The organism is Streptomyces sp. DSM 42067, assembly GCF_055792885.1.
This window is the reverse complement of record NZ_CM147706.1, coordinates 5,609,768-5,631,109: the sequence shown is the minus strand read 5'-3', so window position 1 is coordinate 5,631,109 and position 21,342 is coordinate 5,609,768. Positions and strand designations below refer to the sequence as shown.

Genomic DNA, 21,342 nt, shown 5'->3' with positions numbered 1-21,342 from the left:
GCGGTCAACCTACCTAACGTTCACGATCTTCCAGCGTCGGATTACGTCACGCCGACCGATGTGGGCGTCCGTCAACCGGATCTATGTTCGCTGGAGTTGAACGCCTCGCCCGTCTCGATCGCCTTGATCCCGCTCGTCACAGGAGTCGCCGTCTTGGCCGCACACGTGCACATCACCCAGCTCCACCGCATCACCGTCACCGAGACCACCGCCTGGCATCAGGTCGTCGCCGCCTCGACGACCCACGATCTGCCGGGAGTTCCGCCGCCCGGCCCCGGGCAGATCCACGCCCAGCTCACCAAGCCCGCCCTGGGCAGCCAGCGACTGACCTGGATGGCGACGGACGAGGACGGCACCGCGGTCGCCGTCGCCGGCCTGCGGCTGTTCACCCATCCCGGACAGGAGCACCTGGCCGAGCTGGAACTGCACGTCGCCCCCGAACACCGCCGCCGGGGCACCGGATCCCGCCTGCTGTCGGCCCTCGTCGCCGCCTGCCGTACGGAGAACCGGCGCAGCCTGGTCGTCGCGACCGGCGCCGACGGCCCGGGAGAGGCGTTCGCCGAGCGGTGGCACTTCAAGCCGGTCCTGACCCTCGACCACCTGATCCTGGAGCTCGACCGGCTGGACCATGACGCGATCCGGCGCGTCGCCGACGCCGAACACCCCGGCTACCGGCTCACCGGCTGGACCGGCGCGGTCCCCGACGACCTCGCCGCAGCCTTCGCATCCGCCAAGAACGCGATGAACGACATGCCCATGGGCGACGTGGACTACGGACACGTCGAGTGGGACGCCGACCGCGTCCGCGAGATGGCCCGCGTGGTCGCGGGCCGCGGGGACACGCTCCTGACCCTCGCCGCCCTCCACGGCGACGGAGCCATGGCCGGCTACACCGAAGTCGTCCTCCCCCAGGACGGATCGCCGCGGGCCCAGCAGTACGACACCGCGGTCGTGCCCGCGCACCGCGGGCACGGTCTGGGGCTGTGGCTGAAGACCGCGATGGTGCGCCGGCTGCGCGCCGAACACCCCGGTGTCACCGAGGTCGAGACCGACAACGCCGAGGACAACGTCCACATGCTGGCCGTCAACCGGGAGCTGGGCTTCCGCGCCTACCGGCGCACGCGCGAGTTCCAGCTCGACCTGGCCGCGAACTGATCCGCGACCAGGCGACCGCACCGACCCGGTACGTGCTCGGCACCGGCGGCAACCTGGGTGCCGACGCGACCTGGGTGCCGACGCGAAGACGATGGAACAGCTTCGCGCCAACCTCGACCCGGTACTCGCCCGCAACCCGAACATCCGCACCAGCACGAAGGTCCCGAGCAATCACTCCAAGATCCTGCGCAACGACTTCCGAGCCGTTGCCGACGCGGTCCGCGAGCTCGCCGCCATCGGCGTGTAGCACGCGCACGGTGCCGCACTCAAAGCAGTGCAACGGAGTCGTATCCGCTCCTCGCCACTCTCAACGTACAGCGCGTGGGGGGCCTTGCGGCAAGGCCCTGGTGATGGCACAGAATCGGCGACCGTTGCTTGATCGGACGAAGGGGGAACCGTCACATGCGAGTGGTGTTGTCGTCTTACGGATCGCGCGGGGATGTCGAGCCGATGGCGGCGCTGGCGATCGCGCTGCGGGGGCTCGGGGCCGAGGTGCGGGTGTGTGCGCCCGAGGACGAGGAGTTCGCCGAGCGGCTGGCCGGCGTCGGGGTGGAGATGGTGCCGGTCCGTCTGTCGATCCGCGCGCTGGCGGCCGGGGCGAAGTCCACGGCCGCGCCCTCCATGACCGAGCGGGTGGCGATGCTGGCCGCCGCGCAGTACGAGGCGGTGACCGTGGCCGCCGGTGGAGCGGACACGGTGGTCGCGACCGGTCTGTTCCCGGCGGTGGCCGGGGCCAGGACGGCGGCCGAGAAGCTGGGGCTGCGGTTCGCGTACGTGTCCTACTTCCCCGGCATGCTGCCGTCGCCGCACCACCCGCCGTACCCGCTGCCCGGCCGTCCCCTCCCCGAGGGTGTCACCGACAACCGGACGTTGTGGGACCTGGACGTCGAGGGCCAGAACGCGGTCTACGGCCCCGGACTCACCGCCTTCAGGAAGGAGGTGGGGCTGTCGCCCCTGGACAGCGTCCGCGATTACGCGATCACCGGTCGGCCCTTGCTGGCCGCAGACCCGGTGCTCGGACCGTGGCAGGAGCCGGCGGATCTCGACGTCGTACAGACCGGAGTCTGGGTCCTACCGGACGAACGCCCCCTCCCCGCCGACGTCGAGGCCTTCCTCGAGGCCGGGGAAGCGCCGGTGTACGTGGGCTTCGGCAGCATGGCCATGCAGGGTTCGTCCGACGCCGCCCGGGTGGCCATCGAGGCGGTACGCGCCCAGGGCCGCCGTGTGCTCGTCTCCCGGGGCTGGGCCGACCTGGCGCTGATCGACGACCAGGACGACTGCCTGGCCGTGGGGGAGGCGAACCACCAGGCGCTGTTCCCGCGCGTGGCCGCCGTCGTCCACCACGGCGGCGCGGGCACGACCACGACGGCCGCGAGGGCGGGTGTACCCCAGGTGGTGGTTCCGCAGCTCGTGGACCAGCCGTACTGGGCAGGCCGGGTGGCCACCCTGGGCATCGGCGCGGCCCACGACGGCCCGGTCCCGACCGTGGAGTCCCTGGCGGCCGCCCTGGCAACGGCCCTGAGCCCCCAGACCACCGCCGCAGCAAGGGAGTTGGCAACCTCCATCCGTACCGACGGCGCGGAGAAGACCGCCAAGCTCCTACTCGAGGGCTTCGGCGAACAGGCCTAACAGACCCACCCGGTCCCAAGTCCCCCCGGGACCAACCGAAAACACCTCTGACAAAATGCGTCGTACTCGAATTCACCCCTGAGACAACCGAGCCCAGCGGATCCGGCGGGATGCTCTGGCAGATGCACGACGGCCTCCACCACTTCCCAGCGGCCAACCCGACGGTTGGCCGCATGACCCACGCGGGCCAGGGGTGGCGGCCCCGGCCGTTGCCAACGGCTCGCCTGACGGCGGGTTCAACGGATCCGGAACATCCGATCCGGGACATCCGGACAGGCGGCGGTGTGCCACCCGCGAAGAGGCTGCCGGGCAGCGACGCACTCGTCTGAACTTCCCCGGGGCCGCTCAGCCTCCCGCGCCGCCGGCAGTCGTCACCCCGGTATCCGCCTTGGCGCTGTCGCCGGTATCCCCCGCGGACTTCCTCTCGGCCGCCGCGCTTTCCTTGGCGGCGTCCGCGTCTTCCTGAGCCGCCTTCGCGCCGCTCCCGGCCGCGCCGTCCGCCGCGGCACTTCCGGTTCTCTCGTTCTTCGCGCCCTTGTCGGACGCCAACTGCTCGTCGCAGTACGCCTTCACGGATGCTTCGCCGCCCGCCGCGTCGACGAGACGCCGCCATGCCGTCGCGTCGAGTACGTGCCCTCGGTCCTTCGCGGACAGGTAGGCACGGCACAGGGCCTTGCTCTTCCTGGCCCCGGCGGCCTGGTCCCGGCCGTGACCGCCGGCCGAGGACGAGTCCGGCGTGGTGATGTCGCCGGAGGACGACGGCGCGGCGGCCGACTCCGTGCCGGCACTCGGGGTCGTCCGTTGCGAACGCGGACGTTCGTCGCGGCCGTCGTCCGACGATGTACCCAGCGTGCCCATCGAGGCCATCGCCACGCCGCCCAGCGCCACACTGGCCAGCAGTGCCCCGACAGCCGCGCGCAGCGAACGCCCCGGCCGTCGCTGCCGCCCGCGCGGTCGCCAGTCGTCACGGCGGCGGGTGCGCGGGGAGCGCCGCCCCACCCCGGCGCTGTCACGCGCCGCACGGAAGGCGGCGAGGGCCCGCGCCTCCGCGTCGTCGTCGACACGGTCGGCCCGTACGGCCACAGCGAGGCGCGTCTCCAGGTCGGTCAGGGATTCCAGGACGGTCGGTACGCCCTGCGTCGGCGAGCCTGCCTCCCGCAGCGCGGCCGCCGTACCCGACGCGAACCCCGACGTGCGCGCCGAGGCCGACCCGTCCGAGGCCCGCGGCCCCGGTGTCGCCTCCGCGCCCTGCCGGGTCGAGGCGTCCGACGAACCGCTCGCGCCGCCCCGCGCCCTTTGCCCGCCGCCACCCTTGTCCAACACGCCTCACTTATCCCACATGCCCGAAGACGAGCTTTAGTTCATCTCGAATCACCCAGCGTTTTCGGGCCCTCATCCGTCACACCATCACCTCTGCCACCGGTCACACCGCGTGCCCCGAGCCGCTCGGCGAGGCGCCTGAGGCCGCGGTACGCGGAGGTACGCACCGCACCCGGCCGCTTGCCCAGCACCCGTGCGGCCGCCGGGCCGTCGAGGCCGACGACGACGCGCAGCAGCACGGCCTCCGCCTGGTCGCGCGGCAGGTCGGCGATCAGCGCGAGCGCACGCTCGGTCGAGATGGACTCCAGTGCCTGCTCGGGCGTGCTGTGCGCACTGGGGAGTTCGAGCATGTCCTGCTCCAGCGCCGCCGCCCGCGGCCGTGACTTCTGCCGTCGCAGATGGTCCATCGCCCGGTGCCGTGCGATGGTCGCGGTCCAGCCGCGGAATCCGGCGCCGTCTCCGCGGAACCGCCCGAGATCCCGGGCGATCTCCAGCCAGGCCTCGGCGGCCACGTCCTCGGCGTCGTCGCCCACGAGCCCGCGCAGATAGCCGAGGAGCCCCGGCTGCACGAGACGGTACGCGACCGCAAAGGCGATCTCGTCGCCCTGCTGCGCCCGCGTGACGGCCGTGCCCAGCTCCCCGTCGGGCGCCTGCGCGCGACGGGGTTCCCCTCCGTGGCCCAACCGCTTTCCTCTTCGCGCCGACGCGACACAGATCACCGTGCCCATGCCCCCACGATGATCAGCGTGCCGACTCACAGAAATGTCACAGCAGTCGGCCCAGGAAGTCGACGCCGGTGCTTCCGACGCGAGAGCCCTGGCGGAACACCGGCGGAACACCGGCGTCAACTCGCCCTCTGGGCCCGCCCGTGCAGCGTCAGATAGAAGGTCTGCAAGGACTCCTCCGGCCCTACCTCGAACCGGTTCACCACGCGGCTCAGCGGGCTCCACACCCGCCCGTCTGGCATCCGTACGCCCACCGGCTGCCCGAAGTAGGCGCGCTGGCTCTCGTCCAGGTCCACCCACACGGCCCCTGTCCGGCGCACCATCACCTCGCCCACGTACGCCCCTAACCCGAACAGCGTCTCCGCCACCCGTGCCCGTTCCCGGCCGCCCTTGCGCAGACCGTCGACGAGGAAGTCCACGAGGCGCAGACTCGCGACGGAGTAGTCGAGCGGCAGGCGGCGTGTGGCGGGCGCGGCCGTCACGCGCGTGACGAACGCGGCGGCATGCCGCCGCATCTCCCCCGCCTTCGGCACGCGTCTCTGGCCCTCACGTCTCTGGCCGTCACGTCTCTGGCCGTCATGTCTCTGGCCGTCACGTCTCTGGCCCTCACGTCTCTGGCCGTCACGTCTCTGGCCGTCATGTCTCTGGCTCTCACCCATGCGGTCCCGCCCTCCGCTTGCTCTCGGCCTCCTGGAGTCCCGGTTGACCAAGCGGATCTGACCTCACGAACATCACGTGTCACAGAGGTGCCGATTCTCACAAGACGGATTCACATATTCCGCACAACCTTTTGAGTGCCTCGTATGTCATCGGGCCCTGCCCGGCGGTCACTTCAACTGATCGACGTACGCGGGCGACACGAAGGGCGAGCGAGAGCGGCCCACGGCCGTACCGGGTCCGGGCGGCGGGCCAGAGCTCGCGGGACGAGGGCGAGGGACAGCAGGACGGACGCCACAACCGTGACGTCAACGAGAACCTTCACCGCCGTCAACCGACCCCGGCGGGCAGCTCGATGCTTCCCTCGAAAACCCCCTTGTTCGACTCACTGACGTCCTGGGCGAACGTGATGTTCTGTGCGCCATAAGGAATCAGGAAGCCGAACTGGAACCGGTGGGATGTGATGCGGTAGCTGTCCGCGTCAAGGATCATCGTTTCCTTGAGGCTGGAAAGGGTGAGCTGATCCTCGGTCGCCGAGACTCCGGCGTTCTGGAGCTGCTTGAGAGTCGGCTTCAGCTCGCGCACGGCCTTCTTGACGTAGGCCCGGTCCCGTACTTGCGGCAGTTTCCGTGAGGACACGCTCACCTGGAGTCTGACCTGCCCGCCCTGTCGAGTCAGCGTGACGTCCCCTCCTGATTCCGTGACGTAGCTCCTGAACTCCTCGATGGCGGACAGGGGGTCTTCCACCTTGTTCTTCATATCGGGCTCGGAGGCCGGCTCCTGCTTCCAGGCCTCGGTTCCCTCTTTGACGTATCCCGTGCCATCGACCACGAAGATCTCTTCGGCTTTGCGCACTCCCTTGCTGGTCGTGGTCGCCCCAGTCGAGTGGAAGGCTTTGGGGTCCTGGGTCAGCCGTACCGTGGATTCATAGGAAGCGCCGTTCGTCTGTCCCTGCAGCACGAGGTTCTCTTGGCCGCGCACCGTGAACGTCCAGCCTTTCTCGGCTGCCATGGCCTCTTCGGCCCGGTCGAGGAATTCCTCCGGAGTCTCGGGCGGCTGTTCCTTCTTCACTTCGTCGGCACTGTCAGTCGCCTTTGCCGAGGCGGCCGGGTCGGAGCCCGAGGCCGAGCCCTCGCCGTCACCGCCTCCGCCGCATGCGGACGTCACCGCCAACGCACCGAGGACGGCAGTGGTCACCAGAATTCGGCGGGTTGGGACGTGCACGTGGTGCTCCTTGCTGGGGACGCGGGGCGGTCGCTGACGGCCGAGGTTCTAACCACCGCGCAACAGCAGAATCAAGCCGACGGATATTCAGGACATTCGGCGACGGCATGGGTGTCGTCTGGCGGTCTTGGCTCAGTCGCCCGAGCACCCGAAGATCCCCAGGTGGGTCGGTTCGTCGTCCGAACCGGCCGGGCACCGGACGGGCCCCGGCCGGAGCATCGAGAGACTCGCTGTCCGGCCAGGGCCGATGAGGCTCAGCTCAGGACAAGCAGGACGGCCAGCGCGATCAGCAGCGAGTCGATCCGGTCCAGCAGGCCGCCGGAGCCGGGTAGCCAGCGGCCGGCGTCCTTCGTCTGCGCACCTCTTTTAACCATGGATTCGAGAAGGTCGCCGGCCGGGCCGCCGACCGCCACCGCCACCGCCATCGGCCAGCTCAGCGCGGACAGTACGGCGAGCACGCCGAGGCCGGCCACGGCCCCGGCCAGGGCCCCGCTCCACCGCTTGGCCGGTGACAGCGGCGACAGCCGCGGCCCGCCCAGCCCTCGACCGGCGAAGTACGCCACGATGTCGGCGATCGAGACCGCCACGAACAGCGCAAGCGCGCTCGCCCCAAGCGGCACCAGCGCGGCCAGCACGCTCAGCCAGGCAAGCCCCAGCAGGCCGGCGGAGACGCGGCGCAAGCCATGGTCGGCGTCGCCTGCCAGGAGCGGCACCGCGGCCACCGCGAGCGCCCCGACGGCGACCACCCGCAACATCTGTCCGGGCGCCAACCAGGCGGCCAGCACCACGCCTGCCACCGCCGCGGCCAGCACCGCCCGGTCCACCCAGCCCAGCCGCATCAGCCCGCCGAACTCCATCACGGCAATCACCCCGACCGCGATGGCGATGGCCGCGGCGCCGGGGCGGCCCCACCAGAACGCACCGGTGACCAGTGGCACTCCGACCGCCCAGGCGCACCACCGGATCAGCAACTCGCGGCGCCGGGACGCCGCCACCGCGATGCCGCCCAGCGCCAGCGCCCCACCGAGGTAGGGAGCGAGGGAGGCCACAGTGATCATCGAGCGGATCCGGCGACGGGAACGCCCTCAGACACCTCAGAAATCTCAGGCATCTCGGGAATCTCAACTCCCTCAGGCATCGAAGCGAGCGAGGCCGAGCGCGGTCGCAGTGCGTCCAGGGCGGCCTGACAGGCGGCCACGATGCGCGCGTTCTCGGCGGTGTCCTTGACCGCGATACGCGCGGTGCGCCCCTGGTACTCCGACGACAACGGCGACAGGTCGCGCAGGTATACGTCGTGGCGGCGGCACTCGTGCACCAGTTGTGCCGCACTCGGCCCACCGGGCGGCAGGGTCACGGTGAGGAAGTTCGCCACGGACTCCTCGACCACCACGGCCTCGTCCAGCCCGGCCAGCCCGTCCAGCCCGGCCAGGTCGGCGGCCAGCTGCCGGCGCAGCGCGTGGGTGCGACGCCAGCAGTCGCTGTAGTACGCCGGGTCGCGCAGGGCTGCCACCGCCGCCAGTTGCGCGGGGAGGCTGACCGGCCAGGGCGGCGTCCATCGGCGGAGCTGCGCTGCGATGTTCGGCTCGGCCACCAGATACGCCGCCCGCATACCGGATAGTGCGTACATCTTGGACAGTGAGGTGCAGACCACCACCCGCGGGTCCGTCGAGGCGAGGCCGGCGAGCGACTCGTTCAGGTCGACATAGCCCAGGTATGCCTCGTCGATCCACCAGCGGGTCCGGGCCGGCGCGGCGGCGATCACCGACCGCAACTCAGCGGCCGGCGCATGGCGTCCGGTCGGGTTGTTCGGGTTGACCACCACCACGAGGTCGTAGCGGCCGGACCTGACGGCAGCGGACAGCCGGGCCGGATCGATCCGCCAGCCGTCTTCGCGGCGCAACCGGAACCGGTCCACCCGGCATCCGATCACCCTCTCCGTGACGTGGGCGTACTCGCCGTAGCCCGGGTCCATCAGAAGCACCCTGCTCTCCGGGGTCAGCCACTGGCCGAACGCCCTGAAGATCAGGTCAGATGAACCGGCGCCCACCGCGAGCGTCTCGACCGGCAGCGCCCGGGCCCTGGCGATTTCCGCCAAGAGGCCCTCGGCGCCGGTCGGCGGCGAGGTCCGGGCGGCCCAGGCCGGATCGTCCGTGAGCGCCGCCCGCACCCCGGGGGCCGGCGGGAACCAGGCGTCCAGCACATCGGCCGCAACCACCTGATGGCGTCGGTGCAGGCTACGGAAGTCCGTGCCGATGGCGGTGAACGAGGCGCCGCCGTGTTCGCAGCCGTCCGGCCGGGGTGCGAACGGCATGTCCAGCCGCCAGTCCACTTCGGATCGCAGACGCTCAAGTGTGGTGCCGTAACGGTCCATCGTGACCTTCGTCAGCTCGGTCACGCTGCCGGTCAGCACCTCGAACGTCAACGCACCGCTGTGGACGGTACGGCCGACCGGGCGCAGGCCGGCGGCCAGGTACATGTCGAGCAGCTCGGTGCGCCCCATCGCCACCACCCGGCGACCGCCCCGGGCGGCGATCCAGCGCAGCGCCGCGTACATCAGCAGCGGTGCCGCCGCGGTGGCCCGCCAGCGCGGCTCGACGGTGAGGATGCGCACCTCGAACACATCGTCCTCGGTCAGCAGCGGCAGCTCGTCGCGGGTCAGGTACTTGTCCAGCGCGAACCGCCCCAGCCAGGGCGGAGTCAGGCTGACAAAGCCGATCCGGGCCGCGCCTCGCGCCGCGACCAGGTAGACGTTGTCGCCGTCCAGCCCGTCGCGAAGCCGCCCGGCCGGATCCGGCACATGCTGGCCCAGCTCCTGTGCGTACACCCGGTGGCGTAGTTCGTAGATCCACTCGAGATCCTCCGGAGTGGCAGTGCGCAGCTGCAGGTCACGGCCCATGGACACCTCTTTCGACGCGGGGGTGGGGCCGTCTCATCGTGGGGAACGCAGATCGGCCGCGTCAGAGCGAAGCAACACAAGCAACCTGAGTACGGGTACTCAGGCGCAGGCTCCGGCTCACCACCGGCCCCCGTACCGCATCACCTTCTGTCTCAGCCACGCCCTCATCTGCGGTCCGATACGGCTCAGGCAGCACGATGCCGTGCTCCGCCTCGAAGGCGTGCACCGCCTCCCAGCCGAGCGCCGACTCACCACCGTCGTCCACGTCGAACGCCGCGCGAAGCGCCGCAAGCTCATCGGGGTCGGCGTGATCAGTGTTCATGCGGCTCATCGATACCAGCCGACTGTGACAACGACGTCGGCCACCGAGTACGCGGTCGGCGCCAACCGATCAGAGCGATATCCGGCAATAGAGCCCGCGCCCTTGCGTCCGTGCTTGTCGGGCGATGACCGCCAGGCGGCCGAGGAAGCCGGATCCGACGGCATCAGCCCGTGCCGCCCGTCGGCGACAGCACCGGTGGGTGACACCGTCGGCCAGCCGACGTTGCATCCCCCTGTCTGGTTTGTCCGCTCGGGTGCGCCGCAACGAGTCCGTCGTGTATAACCGCCCCGCTGTCGACGGGACTTGAGGATCCGAACTCGCCTTGCCTGAGGCCTGATTGAGCCTGCGTGCAGGCGCAATGCGCCGCCGCCCCTTTCTCGTCCTGCCGGTCACCCGCACCACCGAACTGCCGACGGCCAGAACCGGCCGCAAGAACTGATCAGCTGCGTACGAGGGATGGGACATGAGTCCGAGAGGAACCCGCGCCCAGCGGGCGAGCAGGAAGAAGCGCACGATCTGGCTGGCGGCGGGAGTCGTCGTCCTTGGGGGCACGGGCGTGACGGCCGTCGCCGTCACGGGTGGTTCCGATGACGCCGACGCCGGTGGCGGTGAGCGCCCGGCGAAGGCCCATGTCCTGGCCATGGAAGGCAAGGACCCGAAGAAGCGCACGCTGCCGCGCACCGAGACGCAGATGTTCTCGCTCGTCGGTGTTTCCTGGGAGGACAGCGGCGACACCTTCGAGGGCACCGCCCAGATACGCACGCGTGAGGCTGCCTCCGGCGAGTGGACCGACTGGCGGGACCTCGACTTCGACGTACGGGCGCCCGAGTCCGCGGAGGGCGGCAACTCAGGCGTGCGCGGCGCTTCAGAGCCGCTGTGGGTTGGGCCGTCGGACGCGGTCGAGGCGCGGGTCGTCGCGGACGGCGAGGAGACCGCGGTGCCCGAAGCGCTCCGGCTCGACATGATCGACCCGGGCGAGACCACGAAGGGCAAGGGCAGCGGGAAGGGCAACGGCGCAGACAAGGGGAAGGGCACGCCCACGGCGACGTCCGACGCCACGGAAACCCCCGTTGATCCCGCGCCGGAGTCCTCGGAGCCCGCTCCGACAAACGATCCAGCAACCGGTGAGCCCAGCACCGATCCCGGCGACACCACCGGCGGGTCCGGCGGCGGCGGCGCCACCCCGCCTCCCACCGAGGAGCCGACCGGTTCGGCCTCCGCGCCCGAGGAGCCGGCTCCGTCCACCGATCCTGCCGAGCCCGATCCGAGTACGGATCCGACGGACGGGGCCACGGACACCCCCACCGAGGCGCCCACCCAGGAACCCTCCGGACAGCCCTCGAGCGAGCCTCCCACCAGCGAGGCCCCCACGGATCCGGCGCCCAGCACGGCGCCCCCGGAGGAGCCCACTGCCACTGCCCCCACCGCCGACCCGAGCGACACCCCGGAGCCGAGCACGACCGCTCCCACCGCTCCGGCCGCCCCCGCCATCGTCAGCCGCGCCGAATGGGGCGCGGACGAGTCGCTCGTCATGGACCCGCCCTCGTACCTCAGCAAGGTCGACGCGGTCTTCGTCCACCACACCGCAGGGACGAACGACTACGCCTGCGCTGATTCGCCAGCCATCATCCGCGCGATCCTCACCTACCACGTGCAGACGAACGGCTGGAACGACGTCGGCTACAACTTCTTCGTCGACAAGTGCGGGACGGTCTTCGAGGGCCGCGCGGGCGGCGTCGACCGGCCCGTGCTCGGCGCCCACACCTATGGCTTCAACAGCTACTCGTCGGGGATTTCCGTCCTCGGCGACTACGAGAACGGCGGCATCCCGACGGCCGCGGCCAAGCAAGCCGTCGCCGACATGGCCGCCTGGAAGCTGGGCCTGCACGGGGTCGACCCGCAGGCGAAGGTGACGCTCACCGCCGCCGCCGACACCGGGGTCTGGAAGAAGGGCCAGGCAGCCTCCCTGTACACGATCTCCGGACACCGCGACGGATACGCCACGCTCTGCCCTGGCGCGAGCCTCTACTCGGCGCTCCCGGAGATCCGTACAGCTGCGGGCGGTTCCCCCTACGCCGCCGGCTGACGGCCACGTACGGCAGCGGCCGGGACCCTTTTCCACAGGGTCCCGGCCGCTGCCGTGTCCGGTCACTCGGGTCGCCCACAGGTTCCAGAGCGTCCATCCCAGCCGGACAGCTCTCTCACGGGGACCTTTCGCGAAAGAGAACCGCCGGGCGCCACGTGCGACGCCCGGCGGAACCGTATTGCCCCCTTAACCGCTCCTCATCACAGGAGCGATTCAGGTGGGGCCATCTAGTCGCCGACCCCCTTCACTTGGGGATCGGCACTCGGGAATACCTTGGGCATGCCCGGGATATCGATGGTGCGCCGATAGGTGGCGACCAGGAATTCCACGGCACCCATCGGAAACTCCGACCAGTCACCATTGGCTCCACGGACAACCACCGGCCATGCGCCCGGATCGGGAGAGCTCATCCTCCAGTAGAGGTAGTCCCCGGAAAAGGACTCCGCCCACTGCAGCAGGCCACCCGGTTGCGGATAGGGAACGTAGTCCTCGGTGTCCTCCATCTCGTACAGATCCTGGAGGATCTCAGCCGAGTCACGGACTCCCGATGCGAAGGACGCCTCAGCCCCGGGCCGCGGTAGGGACACCGCGAGGAAGTCGTCGATGACGAACGGCGGGTACGCCTCCGCCAAGGCGCGGTAGTCGGACGGCAGGGCCGTCCCCAAGTCGCCCTGCAGCGCTGCCCAGTTCACGCTGCGGCGCGTTGTCGCGCGCCACTGCGTCATCGACGGGAGCGCGGCTTCGAGTTCCTCGACGCTCAGCATGTCGTCTGCCATTCCGGTGAGTTCAGGACCGTCACGTTCTCGAACAGTACTCCATTCTCCGTACTGGCGGACATGGTGATGCTTTCCGGCATTCCCGTACTGTGGCTGTAGTTGACGTCTGCGGTGTACTGGACCCAGTTGCCTGCCGCGAGCTGCTTCTCCATCTTGATCTCGCAGCGACGCATACCGCTGGTGTTCATGCGTCCGAATCCGGTGAACAGATTCCGCTCTGTCCAGTCGCCGCCCACCTTGTCGCCGACGATGTGCGTGCGGTGGAATATGGGTTTTCCGTTGCGGTCCGTGTTCTGCGCGGGGTCCGGGAAACCGTACACATTCACCGAGCCACCGTCGTCCCGCTTGGCGCCCACCGGCTTGTAGTCGCTCGGGCAGATCAGCGCGGACGCTCCCTGCGCACGGCCTTCCGCGTCGAGCTCGTCGTACTGGAAACGCGAGGACTTCGGCTCGGATTCACACCGCTCGTCGTTGTCGTCGGTGTCCGAGTCACCGCCCGGGCGCCCCCTGGGAGCAGGTGACGGCTCGTCCTCCGTGGCTTCCTCGATGGAATCCCGGATGCCTTCGGCGGTGGACGTGATGGCGTCGCCGAGGCTGTCCGCCAGACTCGGGCGGCCGGCCTGCTCGCTGACCACCTCGTCGGTCGCTATGGCTGCCACCACGACAACGGCGATGACGATGGGGATGGCGATGGCGAAGTGGCCGTCGACCTCGACGAAGCTCACCGGGTTGCCGCCGGTGAAGGCGTAGCGGTTTCCGGTGAACGGGTCCGCTCCGAGCTGCATGTCGGCGAGGGCGCCGTTGTACATGTCCCGCGTGGTGAAGCGGTTCAGTCCCGGGCTGTAGTCGCGGAAGCCCATGTCGTAGGTTCCGCTGGCGGCGTCCCAGCGCTTCGCGTTGAAGCGGTAGGGGTTGTACATCTCCTTTTCGGGCTGGGCGGCATCGGGCTTGTCGATGCCGGTGAACTCGGACGTGTCGTCGCTGCCGTAGGCGGTGTAGCCGTACGTGGACGTCGTGTTGCCGTTCTTGTCGGTGAGGAGCTCGGCGTCGGTGTGGCCGTTGTAGCCGTAGACGCCCAGCTCTTCCGTGCCGTCGCTGTTGTGCTTGATCTGCGACAGGCGCTCGCCCCAGGGGCTGTACTGGTAGGACTTGGTGATCTCACCGGCCACCCGCTCGTCGAGCACCTCGCTGGACGTGCCGAGGTAGTCGAAGTCGGTGGTCTTGGTGCCTTCCGTCTTGGACGTGGTGCGGTCGAGCGGGTCGTACACGTACGCGGTGGTCTTCGTCGTGTCGTCGGGCTGGAGCTTGGTGTGCTCGATGACGCGGTCGAAACCGTCGTAGGTGTTGTCGGCCAGCGTCTTGCCACCGGACGTGACGTTGTCCATGCGGCCGTAGGCGTCGTAGTTGTAGTTCTGGACGACGCCGCCGGTGGTGGCGGTCAGCAGACGGTTGCGGTCGTAGGTGAAGCTGGTCGAGGTGCCCTTGAGCGTCTGGCTGATGACATTGGCGTTGTTGTCGTGGACGTACGTCTCCGTGCCGGCGCCGTTGCCCGTCTTGATCGACTTGGCGAGCCGGTCGGCCGGGTCGTAGGTGTAGTCCGTGGTGGACTCGAGGTACGCCGAGTGGTTGTCGGCGTTCATCTTCTTCGCGACGTCCTGCGCCTTGTTGCCATTGGCGTCGTAGGCGTAGGTGTGCGAAGCGACCAGCGTGGTGCCGTCCGCCTTCTTCTCGACGGTGCCCTTGAGAGCCCCGTTCAGGTAGTAGGTGAAGTCGACCGTGTTCTTGTTGGCCTTGGTCTCCCTCAGCCTCTCGCCGCGGTCGTTGTAGGTGTACTCGGTGACCTTCGGAGCGGGGTCCGCGGCGGTCTCGCCCACCGTGGCCGTCTTGACCAGGTCCCGCAGGTCGTAGACGTACTGTGCGTACTGGTCGGGGTGAGTGACGGTCTCCACCTGGCCGTTGGCGTCATAGGTGTAGGAGGTGGACTCCTTCTCCTGACCCGTAAGCGCCTCGGTGACCTTCTGGACCTGGTTGAGGCCGTCATAGGTCATCGTGTACGCGTCGATCTTGGCACCGGAGGAGGTGTCGTCGATCGATGTGGTGTTGCCGTTGGCGTCGTAGGCGTAGGCGAACGACTTGCGGTCCGTACCCGCCGACGGGGCATCCGTGCGGGTCTTCAGCGACCCGTCCGGGTAGTACGCCCAGTTCATCGTCCGGGAGGCCGTACCCCCCGCCGAGGTCAGCGTCCGTGAGGCCTGCTGGCCCAGCTCGGTGTAGTCGTAGGCGGTGCGGATGTCCCACGGGTCCACGGAGGTCTTCGACCATCCGTTGTCCCAGTAGGTGTAGTCCGTGTCGTTGCGGACCGTCTGGCCTTCCGACGGCGGCGCCGAGACCTTCTTCACCCTACCGACCTCGTCGTACACGGTCTGGGTGTAGACGTTCGGGTCGTTGTAGCGGGCGTCCGCCGGGTCGTACGGCTGGAACTGCTTGACCGGCCGGTTGAGCTTGTCGTACTCGACGCGGCTGGTGAAGTCCTGCGTGTTCGCCGTGTTCACACCGCGCGGGGTGATGACCTTGGTCTTGTTGCCCGCCTGGTCGTATTCGAACCTGGTGGTGCGGACCGTGGTTCCCTCGTAGGGAATCCGCTGCTCGACGACTGCGCCCCGCTCGTCGTAGACCGTCACGGACTTGTTGCGCTCCGCGTCGGTCATCTCCGTCGGCTTCGAGTCACGGTCGTAGGCGATGGTCGTGTACTTGCCGGCAGCATCCGTGATCTTGACGACGCGGTGGTTCAGGTCATACGTCGTCTTGGACGTGTAGTCCGTCGTGTCGGTGGTGGCGTTCTTCCTCGGGTCGAGGACCGTGACCAGATTGCCGACGTTGTCGTACTCGTACGCGACCTTGTCGCCCTTGGCGTTGACCACCGAGGTGATCTGGTAGATGGCGTCGTAGTAGTTGGTGGTGACGTAGTCCGCCGGATCGGTTGTGGTGGCCGAACCCTTCGGCTCGGTCGTCGTCTTGAGGTTGCCGACCTTGTCGTAGGTGTAGGTGGACTTCCGGCCGGTGGTGATGTTGTTGGACGGAGCGCTGGCTTCCGTCAGCAGGTCGGCGCTGTCGTAGACGGCTTCCGAAACCGAGCCGTTCGGAGCGGTGGCCTTGGTGATGTTGTCGTTGGCGTCGTACACCGGGGCCGGTGTGGTGATGTAGACGCCCGCCGCCTGGTCCTTGGGAACCTTGCTGACCAGCGGACGGCCGAAGGTGTCGTATGTCTGCGTCGTCGACTTGTTCAGCGCGTCCGTGACCTGGGTGACCTGGCCGCGCGCGTCGTAGAGGTACTTCGTCGCGTGCGTCTCGGCGTCCGTGATGGTCTGCGGGTAGCCGACCGCGTGGAAGTCCGAGTTGACGGTGGCGTTGCCGTTGGCGTCGGTGGTCTTGGTGAGCTGGCCGTAGGCGTCGTACTCGTACTTCGTGGTGTAGTCGTCAGCCGTGGAGCTGGCGACGCCCTTGGGGTCGGTGACCGTCTTCAGGTTGCCGAACGAGTCGTAGCCGAACTGCCACGTCCGGCCCTCCGGAGAGGTCTTACGGAACAGATCCGCCGAGAAGCCGTCCAGACGCGTCTGGTACTCGTACTTCGAGGCGTTCGGCAGAGCGGCATCGTTCGCCGGGTCGCAGTAGTACGTGGCTATCAGCTGCTGGGACGTCCAGGACTTGGTCGTCTCTGCATTCCACTGCCGCAGCGGGTAGCCGGTCTTCTGGTCGTAGCAGTAGGCGGTCTTGGCTCCGTTCGCCTCCTCCAGGTACGTGACGTTGTTGTCGGCGTCCCAGTTCATCTTGGTCGTCTCGGACTTGGCGTTGGTGACCTGCACCTGCCGTCCGAAGTCGTCCGTGACGTAGTCCGCGGCGTGCGCTTCGGCGTCCGTGACCTTGGTGTCGGTGAACTCGGGGTTCGCGGTGTTCGGCTCGTACGCGAAGACCGTGTTGCCGTTCCGCCGGTCCGTGACCGTCTTGGTCCACCAGTGGTACTTCGGGTCGTCCCCGGACTGCGGCGCGTAGTACGCCAGCTGCGTGCCGTTGCCACGCGGGTCGGTGACCTTGACCAGCTTGACGTTCTTGTTGCCCTGCGTGGCGTCGTAGGTGAATTTGAAGACCTTCGGCTGCGAAGATCCTTCACCGTCGGTGAACTGCCCGAGCAGACCCTTGTCGGTGTAGTGGAAGGAGATCTTGCGGCCCGAGATGTCCGTCATGGACTTCACGTGGTCGTAGATCTTGGAGTTGGTCAGGTTCGAGCCCGTGACCTTGGCGCCCGTGTCGTCGATGTACTCGTACGACGCGTCGCCCTTCTTGTAGTAGTCGACGGTCAGCGACTGCCTCGCCGCCGGGTCGGTGATGTACGTGAGGAACTTGGTCGGCTTGTTGTTGGACTTGCGCTCCTCGTACGTGTACGTCTGCGTGTTGCCGTTCCTGTCGACGGCTGACGTCATATAGCCATCGCAGCCGAAGAAGAAGCGCGTGCCGTCCGGGCGCGTGAGCGTCCAGGCGTCCGTCACCGGGTCCTTGTCCGGGGTGCAGTCCAGACCCGCCTTGGCCTCCAGCTTGTAGTGGACTCCGGCCGGGGCCTTCCAGGTGCCGTCGTCCTGCTTGCGGAAGACATGCGTGGTGCCGTCGCCGTCGGGGAGGCGGACCTCGGTCGGGTTCGGGTTGGGGTGGAAGTCCAGCGGCGTGCCGAGACGTATGGGACCGGCCGCCTGGCCGGACCAGCCGCCGCCCATCACCGTGTCACTGGTGTCGAGCGAGTTGTACGCGAACCGGGCAAACGTGGTCAGGCCCCGGCCCGGGTTGGTGAACGCGTTGTACGACCACACGCTGTTGCCCGACGACAGGTTGTTCATGACCGTCGAACCCGCGCCCGTGTTCTTCCCGGTGTACGAGTAGAACTTCTCCAGGCCCAACGTGTTGGAGGTCGGGTCCTCCACCGCCACGTTCTGCTTCAGCCCGGGGATGCCGCCGCTGCCCGCCGACAGCCAGGTTCCGGCGGTCTTGTTGTACAGGTCCCAGGTCAGGACGTAGTCGGTGCGCTTGTTGCCCTCATCCGAGTTGATGGGGGTGTTGACCTGCGCCTGGAGCGTGACGGTGTCGCCCGGCACGACGTCCTTGGGCAGCGCCGTCTGGACCTGGTTGCCGCCGGTGGTCTTGTCCGTGCCGTCGGGCAGGGCCCACGTGTAGGAAAGGACCTGGTCGGTGGCGCTCCACGTGGTGTTGGTGGTGTTGGTGAGCGTGAACTCGACGGTGTAGGTGGAGTTCGGTGTCATCCGCGCCGGGGTCTTGGGCGCGTAGTACGTCGACTCGGTGGTGGAGTCGATGTAGGTGATGACCATCCTGGGGTGCAGTCGCTTCTCGGCTGCCTCGGATGACAGGAAGACGGTACGTTCCTGCTGCGCCGCCTCGTCCTGCATCTTGATCAGCACGGACTGGTTGCTGCCGGGCGTGGTGATCCAGCTCTGCGCCAGCGAGGTGGCGTTCCAGTCGTGCCGGGCAGGGTCGTTGCTCATGGCCGGGGCGGTGTCCGCGACCGTGGTGCCGTAGTCACCGCCTGCCGTCGTCCAGTTGGTGGACGAGTTCGCCTTGACCCAGGTGGCCGTGGCCTCGTCGAAGTCCCTGGTCAGCGGCCGCATCTCGTAGATTGCACCGGTGGTGTCGGTGGTGGTCTGGGTGCCCCACAAACGCATGTCGGCGTCCAGCACCCGCGCGGTGGCGGGGATGTCCAGCGCCGGGAACTTCAGCAGGGCGCGGGTCTTGCCGTACGACGGGGAGTTGTTGCCGACCGTCACCCAGTTCTGCGGCTGCCCGTCGGTGATGGTGTCGTGGGCCGTGGTCGACTCCGTCGAGGACAGGGTGGTGTCCTGGGACGCCTCGACGATCTTGGTGGTGCGGCCCGCCTTCGGCAACCGCGCCAGTTGCGTCGGTGCCCCGGTCACCTTTCCGTCCTTGGTCTTGACTGCGACCATGTAGTAGTAGGCCCGCCCGAACGGATCCGAGCTGTCGGCCGGGGTCGGTGTCGCGGAGGTGTCCGTGTACGTCGTCGTGCCCGCCGCCACAGGCGACACCAGCGTCGAAGCCGACGGCGTGAACGTCTGGTAGATGGAGCGGTGCACCTGGTACTCGGCGATGTCATCGCCTGTCGCGGTGGACGGATCGGCATACGCCGACCACTTCAGCTCCGCGCCCGTGTCGTGGATCGTCGTCGGAGCATCAAGCTCCACCCCGGGTCGGCCGAAGGTCAGGACCAGGCGCGGGTAGTTGGCGCTCTCACCGTCGTAGGCGAACTCGCTGCCCTCGTAGCGCGGACCGCCCTTGGGGCCGTTGGCCGACTCGTCGCCCGCCTTGACGACGAACCCGTAATTGGTGTTCGTTCCGTCGACCCAGGACTGGACGGTCTTGGTCACCGGGAAGGAGTGCCAGGTGTTGACCTGCGACGGCTTCTTGGTGACGACGCCGCCCTTGGTGAAGCGGACGGCGTCCGCGAGCACCGCGGTGCTGGTCGACGCGGGACCGTCACCGAGGACGACCTTGCCGACGGTACCCGCCTTGAACGGGTGGGTGCCCAGCGTCTTCCACACGCCGGCGGAGCCGGCCTGCTGGTTGACCGTGTAGGCCTGGCTGCCGCCGTTGTAGGTGACGGTGTAAGGGGCGTTGGTGGCGCGGTCCGAGGCCGGGACGTAGTGCGCCTCGACCTGGTAGTCGCCGTCCTCAGGGAGGTTCGGCTGCCAGGTGTAGGTGCCACCCGCGACCGAGTCCTTGTTGTACAGATAGTCCTGGTTGACCGCGTACTGCGTGTACGCGGTGTTCCCCGATGCGGGCCAGGAGCCCACGGCGGCCGTGGTGCCCACGTCGCCGTCGTCGACCAGGACCGAGGTGCCGGACAGCTCTCCGGTGATGCCGTTCGCGTTGTTCCAGGTGGCGGTGGACTCGGACCAGTCCTGGGTGGCCCGGTGCGCCTCCAGTTGGACCTCGGTGTCGCCGGCGGTGTGCGTCTGGTCGTAGTACAGCCTGAGGTCGGCGGAGTCCAGCTTGGTGCCGGCCGGAACGCCGGTCAGCGGGAACTTGAGCAGCGCCCGCGAGGCACCGGTGCTGGTGTTGCCGACCGACAGCCGCCAGTTCTCGTCGTAGTTGGAACCCGGCCCGTCCGAGGAGATCATCACGTCCTGGGCGGTGGACGGTGTCGGCGCGATCGAAATCGTCGGGTCGATGGTGACCGGATACTGCCGCTCCTTGGCGGCCAGCCACTTCGCGTCCGGAGTGACCTTGAGCTTCCAGCCGTTCCCCGACCGGGTGAGCTTCTGTTCAACAGCCGTGCTGTAGCGGGTCCCGTACGGCGATTCCGGGTCCTTCTTCGCGTCCGTCATGAACGCCGCCGGAATCACCAGCACCGGGTCCTTGGCCTCGCCGTAGAACGCGACCGAACCGTCCTTGCCCGCCTTCGGTGTCAGCCCGTCGGTATCCAGCGTGAACGTGAACGAGACCCGCCCGGCCGGCCGTTCGGCCAGGACGATGTTCTCCTTCACCCGCCCGGGACCCACCTCATACGACAGATCCGCACCGGACACCGCGTCCTTGTACGTCACGGTGTCGCCCTTGGCCACCGGCGCGAGCTTGTCCGCACCCTCCAGGCCCAGCGTCACCGCATGCCCGTCCGCCGACTCGAAACGCAGCAAGCGGCTCGCTTCCGAGCCGAACCAGCTACGAGCCGCGTTGGTGGTGTTGGCGAAATCGAAACCCTTACGGCCACTGGTCGTGACCGTCGGATCGACGTCCTTCCAGGATTTCCCGGCCCGGTACGCCGTGGGTACCGCCGAGACCTCGGCCTGCACCCGCCCGTCGGACAGTTTCCAGAACCGTTCGTTCGCCGTTCGTTTTCCGGCCAGTTCCGCGACACGCTTCGCCTTCGGGGCGTTCTTGCCCCGGGGAAGCTTCTGACGGTCGTCTATACCAGACTCGTCATGGGATGGCGGTTCGGCCAATTTCTTGCCATCGTCGTCCGAAAACCAGCCCTTGAGGGTGTCGACGACCCCTGAGTCGCCTTCTCCCTTCGATGCCGGTGCGGCATAGGCAATCTGCGGTAGCGCGGTACTCGCCACCGCTGACACGACGAGACAGGAGATGAATCTCCCGTATCGGACTTTCACGTCCACTGCCCTTTCCTTCGCGGCGTTCCCGCTCCTCGCAATCACCGCGCGTTCGAGACGCACAGGCCTCATGCGGGCACGCCGAACTGCCGACCGGGGATTCCCGGCCGGACGACTGTGCTGAGCTGAGCCACGCAGGAAGGCCCTTGTTTTCGGGCAGGGCTGATTCCGCCGACGCATGTCCCGGCGGCCCCATGGCCATGGGAGGCCGTCGGGACACGCGTCGTCTCGTGATGTGAACTTCCTTTGAGGCAGGGGGGATTTGTAATCACATGGCCAACACTCTGTCAACTGTTGGAAGAATTCGGACACTTGGGCCCGTCAGTCCGACACGCGATCGACCCAGAATCCCGTCGGCGGCGATTCGTCCGT

13 protein-coding genes are annotated in these 21,342 nt (G+C 68.4%); 4 read left to right on the top strand and 9 right to left on the bottom strand.

The annotated features are described in order from the left end of the window. The first annotated feature begins 153 nt into the window (after window positions 1–153). The 3 genes from ACSMXV_RS25820 (at window position 154) to ACSMXV_RS25810 (ending at window position 2,784) form a co-directional block, all read left to right on the top strand. Window positions 154–1,155 carry a GNAT family N-acetyltransferase gene (locus ACSMXV_RS25820; protein WP_473173614.1) on the top strand — a complete coding sequence of 334 codons (1,002 nt, stop codon included), beginning with the start codon at window positions 154–156 and terminating at the stop codon, window positions 1,153–1,155. A 91-nt stretch (window positions 1,156–1,246) separates the two neighbouring features. Beyond that, a complete protein-coding gene (locus ACSMXV_RS25815; protein WP_473173613.1) occupies window positions 1,247–1,402 on the top strand; it encodes a hypothetical protein in 156 nt (51 codons plus the stop codon). Window positions 1,403–1,557: 155 nt separating this feature from the next. Then, window positions 1,558–2,784 carry a glycosyltransferase gene (locus ACSMXV_RS25810; protein WP_473173612.1) on the top strand — a complete coding sequence of 409 codons (1,227 nt, stop codon included), beginning with the start codon at window positions 1,558–1,560 and terminating at the stop codon, window positions 2,782–2,784. Window positions 2,785–3,129: 345 nt separating this feature from the next. On the opposite strand, the gene ACSMXV_RS25805 is transcribed toward ACSMXV_RS25810, so the two are convergent. From ACSMXV_RS25805 to ACSMXV_RS25775, 7 genes are all read right to left on the bottom strand, one after another. Then, window positions 3,130–4,107, bottom strand: a complete 978-nt coding sequence (locus tag ACSMXV_RS25805) for a hypothetical protein (protein ID WP_473173611.1) — start codon at window positions 4,105–4,107, stop codon at window positions 3,130–3,132. 38 nt (window positions 4,108–4,145) lie between these two features. Continuing rightward, window positions 4,146–4,787 carry an RNA polymerase sigma factor gene (locus tag ACSMXV_RS25800; RefSeq protein WP_473173610.1) on the bottom strand — a complete coding sequence of 214 codons (642 nt, stop codon included), beginning with the start codon at window positions 4,785–4,787 and terminating at the stop codon, window positions 4,146–4,148. Window positions 4,788–4,948: 161 nt separating this feature from the next. Then, window positions 4,949–5,344 carry a hypothetical protein gene (locus ACSMXV_RS25795; protein ID WP_473173609.1) on the bottom strand — a complete coding sequence of 132 codons (396 nt, stop codon included), beginning with the start codon at window positions 5,342–5,344 and terminating at the stop codon, window positions 4,949–4,951. 472 nt (window positions 5,345–5,816) lie between these two features. Then, a complete protein-coding gene (locus ACSMXV_RS25790; RefSeq protein ID WP_473173608.1) occupies window positions 5,817–6,557 on the bottom strand; it encodes a DUF6612 family protein in 741 nt (246 codons plus the stop codon). A 407-nt stretch (window positions 6,558–6,964) separates the two neighbouring features. After that, window positions 6,965–7,768, bottom strand: a complete 804-nt coding sequence (locus tag ACSMXV_RS25785) for a phosphatidate cytidylyltransferase (protein ID WP_473173607.1) — start codon at window positions 7,766–7,768, stop codon at window positions 6,965–6,967. Then, window positions 7,765–9,606: an aminotransferase class I/II-fold pyridoxal phosphate-dependent enzyme gene (locus tag ACSMXV_RS25780; protein ID WP_473173606.1), complete on the bottom strand. Its 1,842-nt coding sequence runs from the start codon at window positions 9,604–9,606 to the stop codon at window positions 7,765–7,767. The genes ACSMXV_RS25785 and ACSMXV_RS25780 overlap by 4 nt, the downstream gene beginning before the upstream one ends. A 61-nt stretch (window positions 9,607–9,667) precedes the next feature. Further along, on the bottom strand, window positions 9,668–9,937 hold the full coding sequence (locus ACSMXV_RS25775) for a hypothetical protein (protein WP_473173605.1): 270 nt from the start codon (window positions 9,935–9,937) through the stop codon (window positions 9,668–9,670). Between the two features lie 454 nt (window positions 9,938–10,391). Here ACSMXV_RS25775 and ACSMXV_RS25770 point away from each other — a divergent pair, with 454 nt between their 5' ends. Further along, window positions 10,392–12,014 carry a peptidoglycan recognition protein family protein gene (locus tag ACSMXV_RS25770; protein ID WP_473173604.1) on the top strand — a complete coding sequence of 541 codons (1,623 nt, stop codon included), beginning with the start codon at window positions 10,392–10,394 and terminating at the stop codon, window positions 12,012–12,014. Window positions 12,015–12,241: 227 nt separating this feature from the next. Here the strand turns inward: ACSMXV_RS25770 and ACSMXV_RS25765 are convergent, their stop codons facing one another. Then, window positions 12,242–12,790, bottom strand: a complete 549-nt coding sequence (locus tag ACSMXV_RS25765) for an SMI1/KNR4 family protein (protein ID WP_473173603.1) — start codon at window positions 12,788–12,790, stop codon at window positions 12,242–12,244. Next, on the bottom strand, window positions 12,772–20,805 hold the full coding sequence (locus ACSMXV_RS25760; RefSeq protein WP_473173602.1) for a DNRLRE domain-containing protein: 8,034 nt from the start codon (window positions 20,803–20,805) through the stop codon (window positions 12,772–12,774). Before ACSMXV_RS25760 ends, ACSMXV_RS25765 begins: the two co-directional genes overlap by 19 nt. Window positions 20,806–21,342 lie beyond the last annotated feature (537 nt).

Excerpts from the sequence above, each read along its gene's own strand:
- ACSMXV_RS25815 (WP_473173613.1), top strand. The coding sequence starts at position 1,247 with ATGGAACAGCTTCGCGCCAACCTCGACCCGGTACTCGCCCGCAACCCG.
- ACSMXV_RS25810 (WP_473173612.1), top strand. The coding sequence starts at position 1,558 with ATGCGAGTGGTGTTGTCGTCTTACGGATCGCGCGGGGATGTCGAGCCG.
- ACSMXV_RS25795 (WP_473173609.1), bottom strand. The coding sequence starts at position 5,344 with ATGCGGCGGCATGCCGCCGCGTTCGTCACGCGCGTGACGGCCGCGCCC.
- ACSMXV_RS25785 (WP_473173607.1), bottom strand. The coding sequence starts at position 7,768 with ATGATCACTGTGGCCTCCCTCGCTCCCTACCTCGGTGGGGCGCTGGCG.
- ACSMXV_RS25780 (WP_473173606.1), bottom strand. The coding sequence starts at position 9,606 with ATGGGCCGTGACCTGCAGCTGCGCACTGCCACTCCGGAGGATCTCGAG.
- ACSMXV_RS25775 (WP_473173605.1), bottom strand. The coding sequence starts at position 9,937 with ATGAGCCGCATGAACACTGATCACGCCGACCCCGATGAGCTTGCGGCG.
- ACSMXV_RS25770 (WP_473173604.1), top strand. The coding sequence starts at position 10,392 with ATGAGTCCGAGAGGAACCCGCGCCCAGCGGGCGAGCAGGAAGAAGCGC.
- ACSMXV_RS25765 (WP_473173603.1), bottom strand. The coding sequence starts at position 12,790 with ATGGCAGACGACATGCTGAGCGTCGAGGAACTCGAAGCCGCGCTCCCG.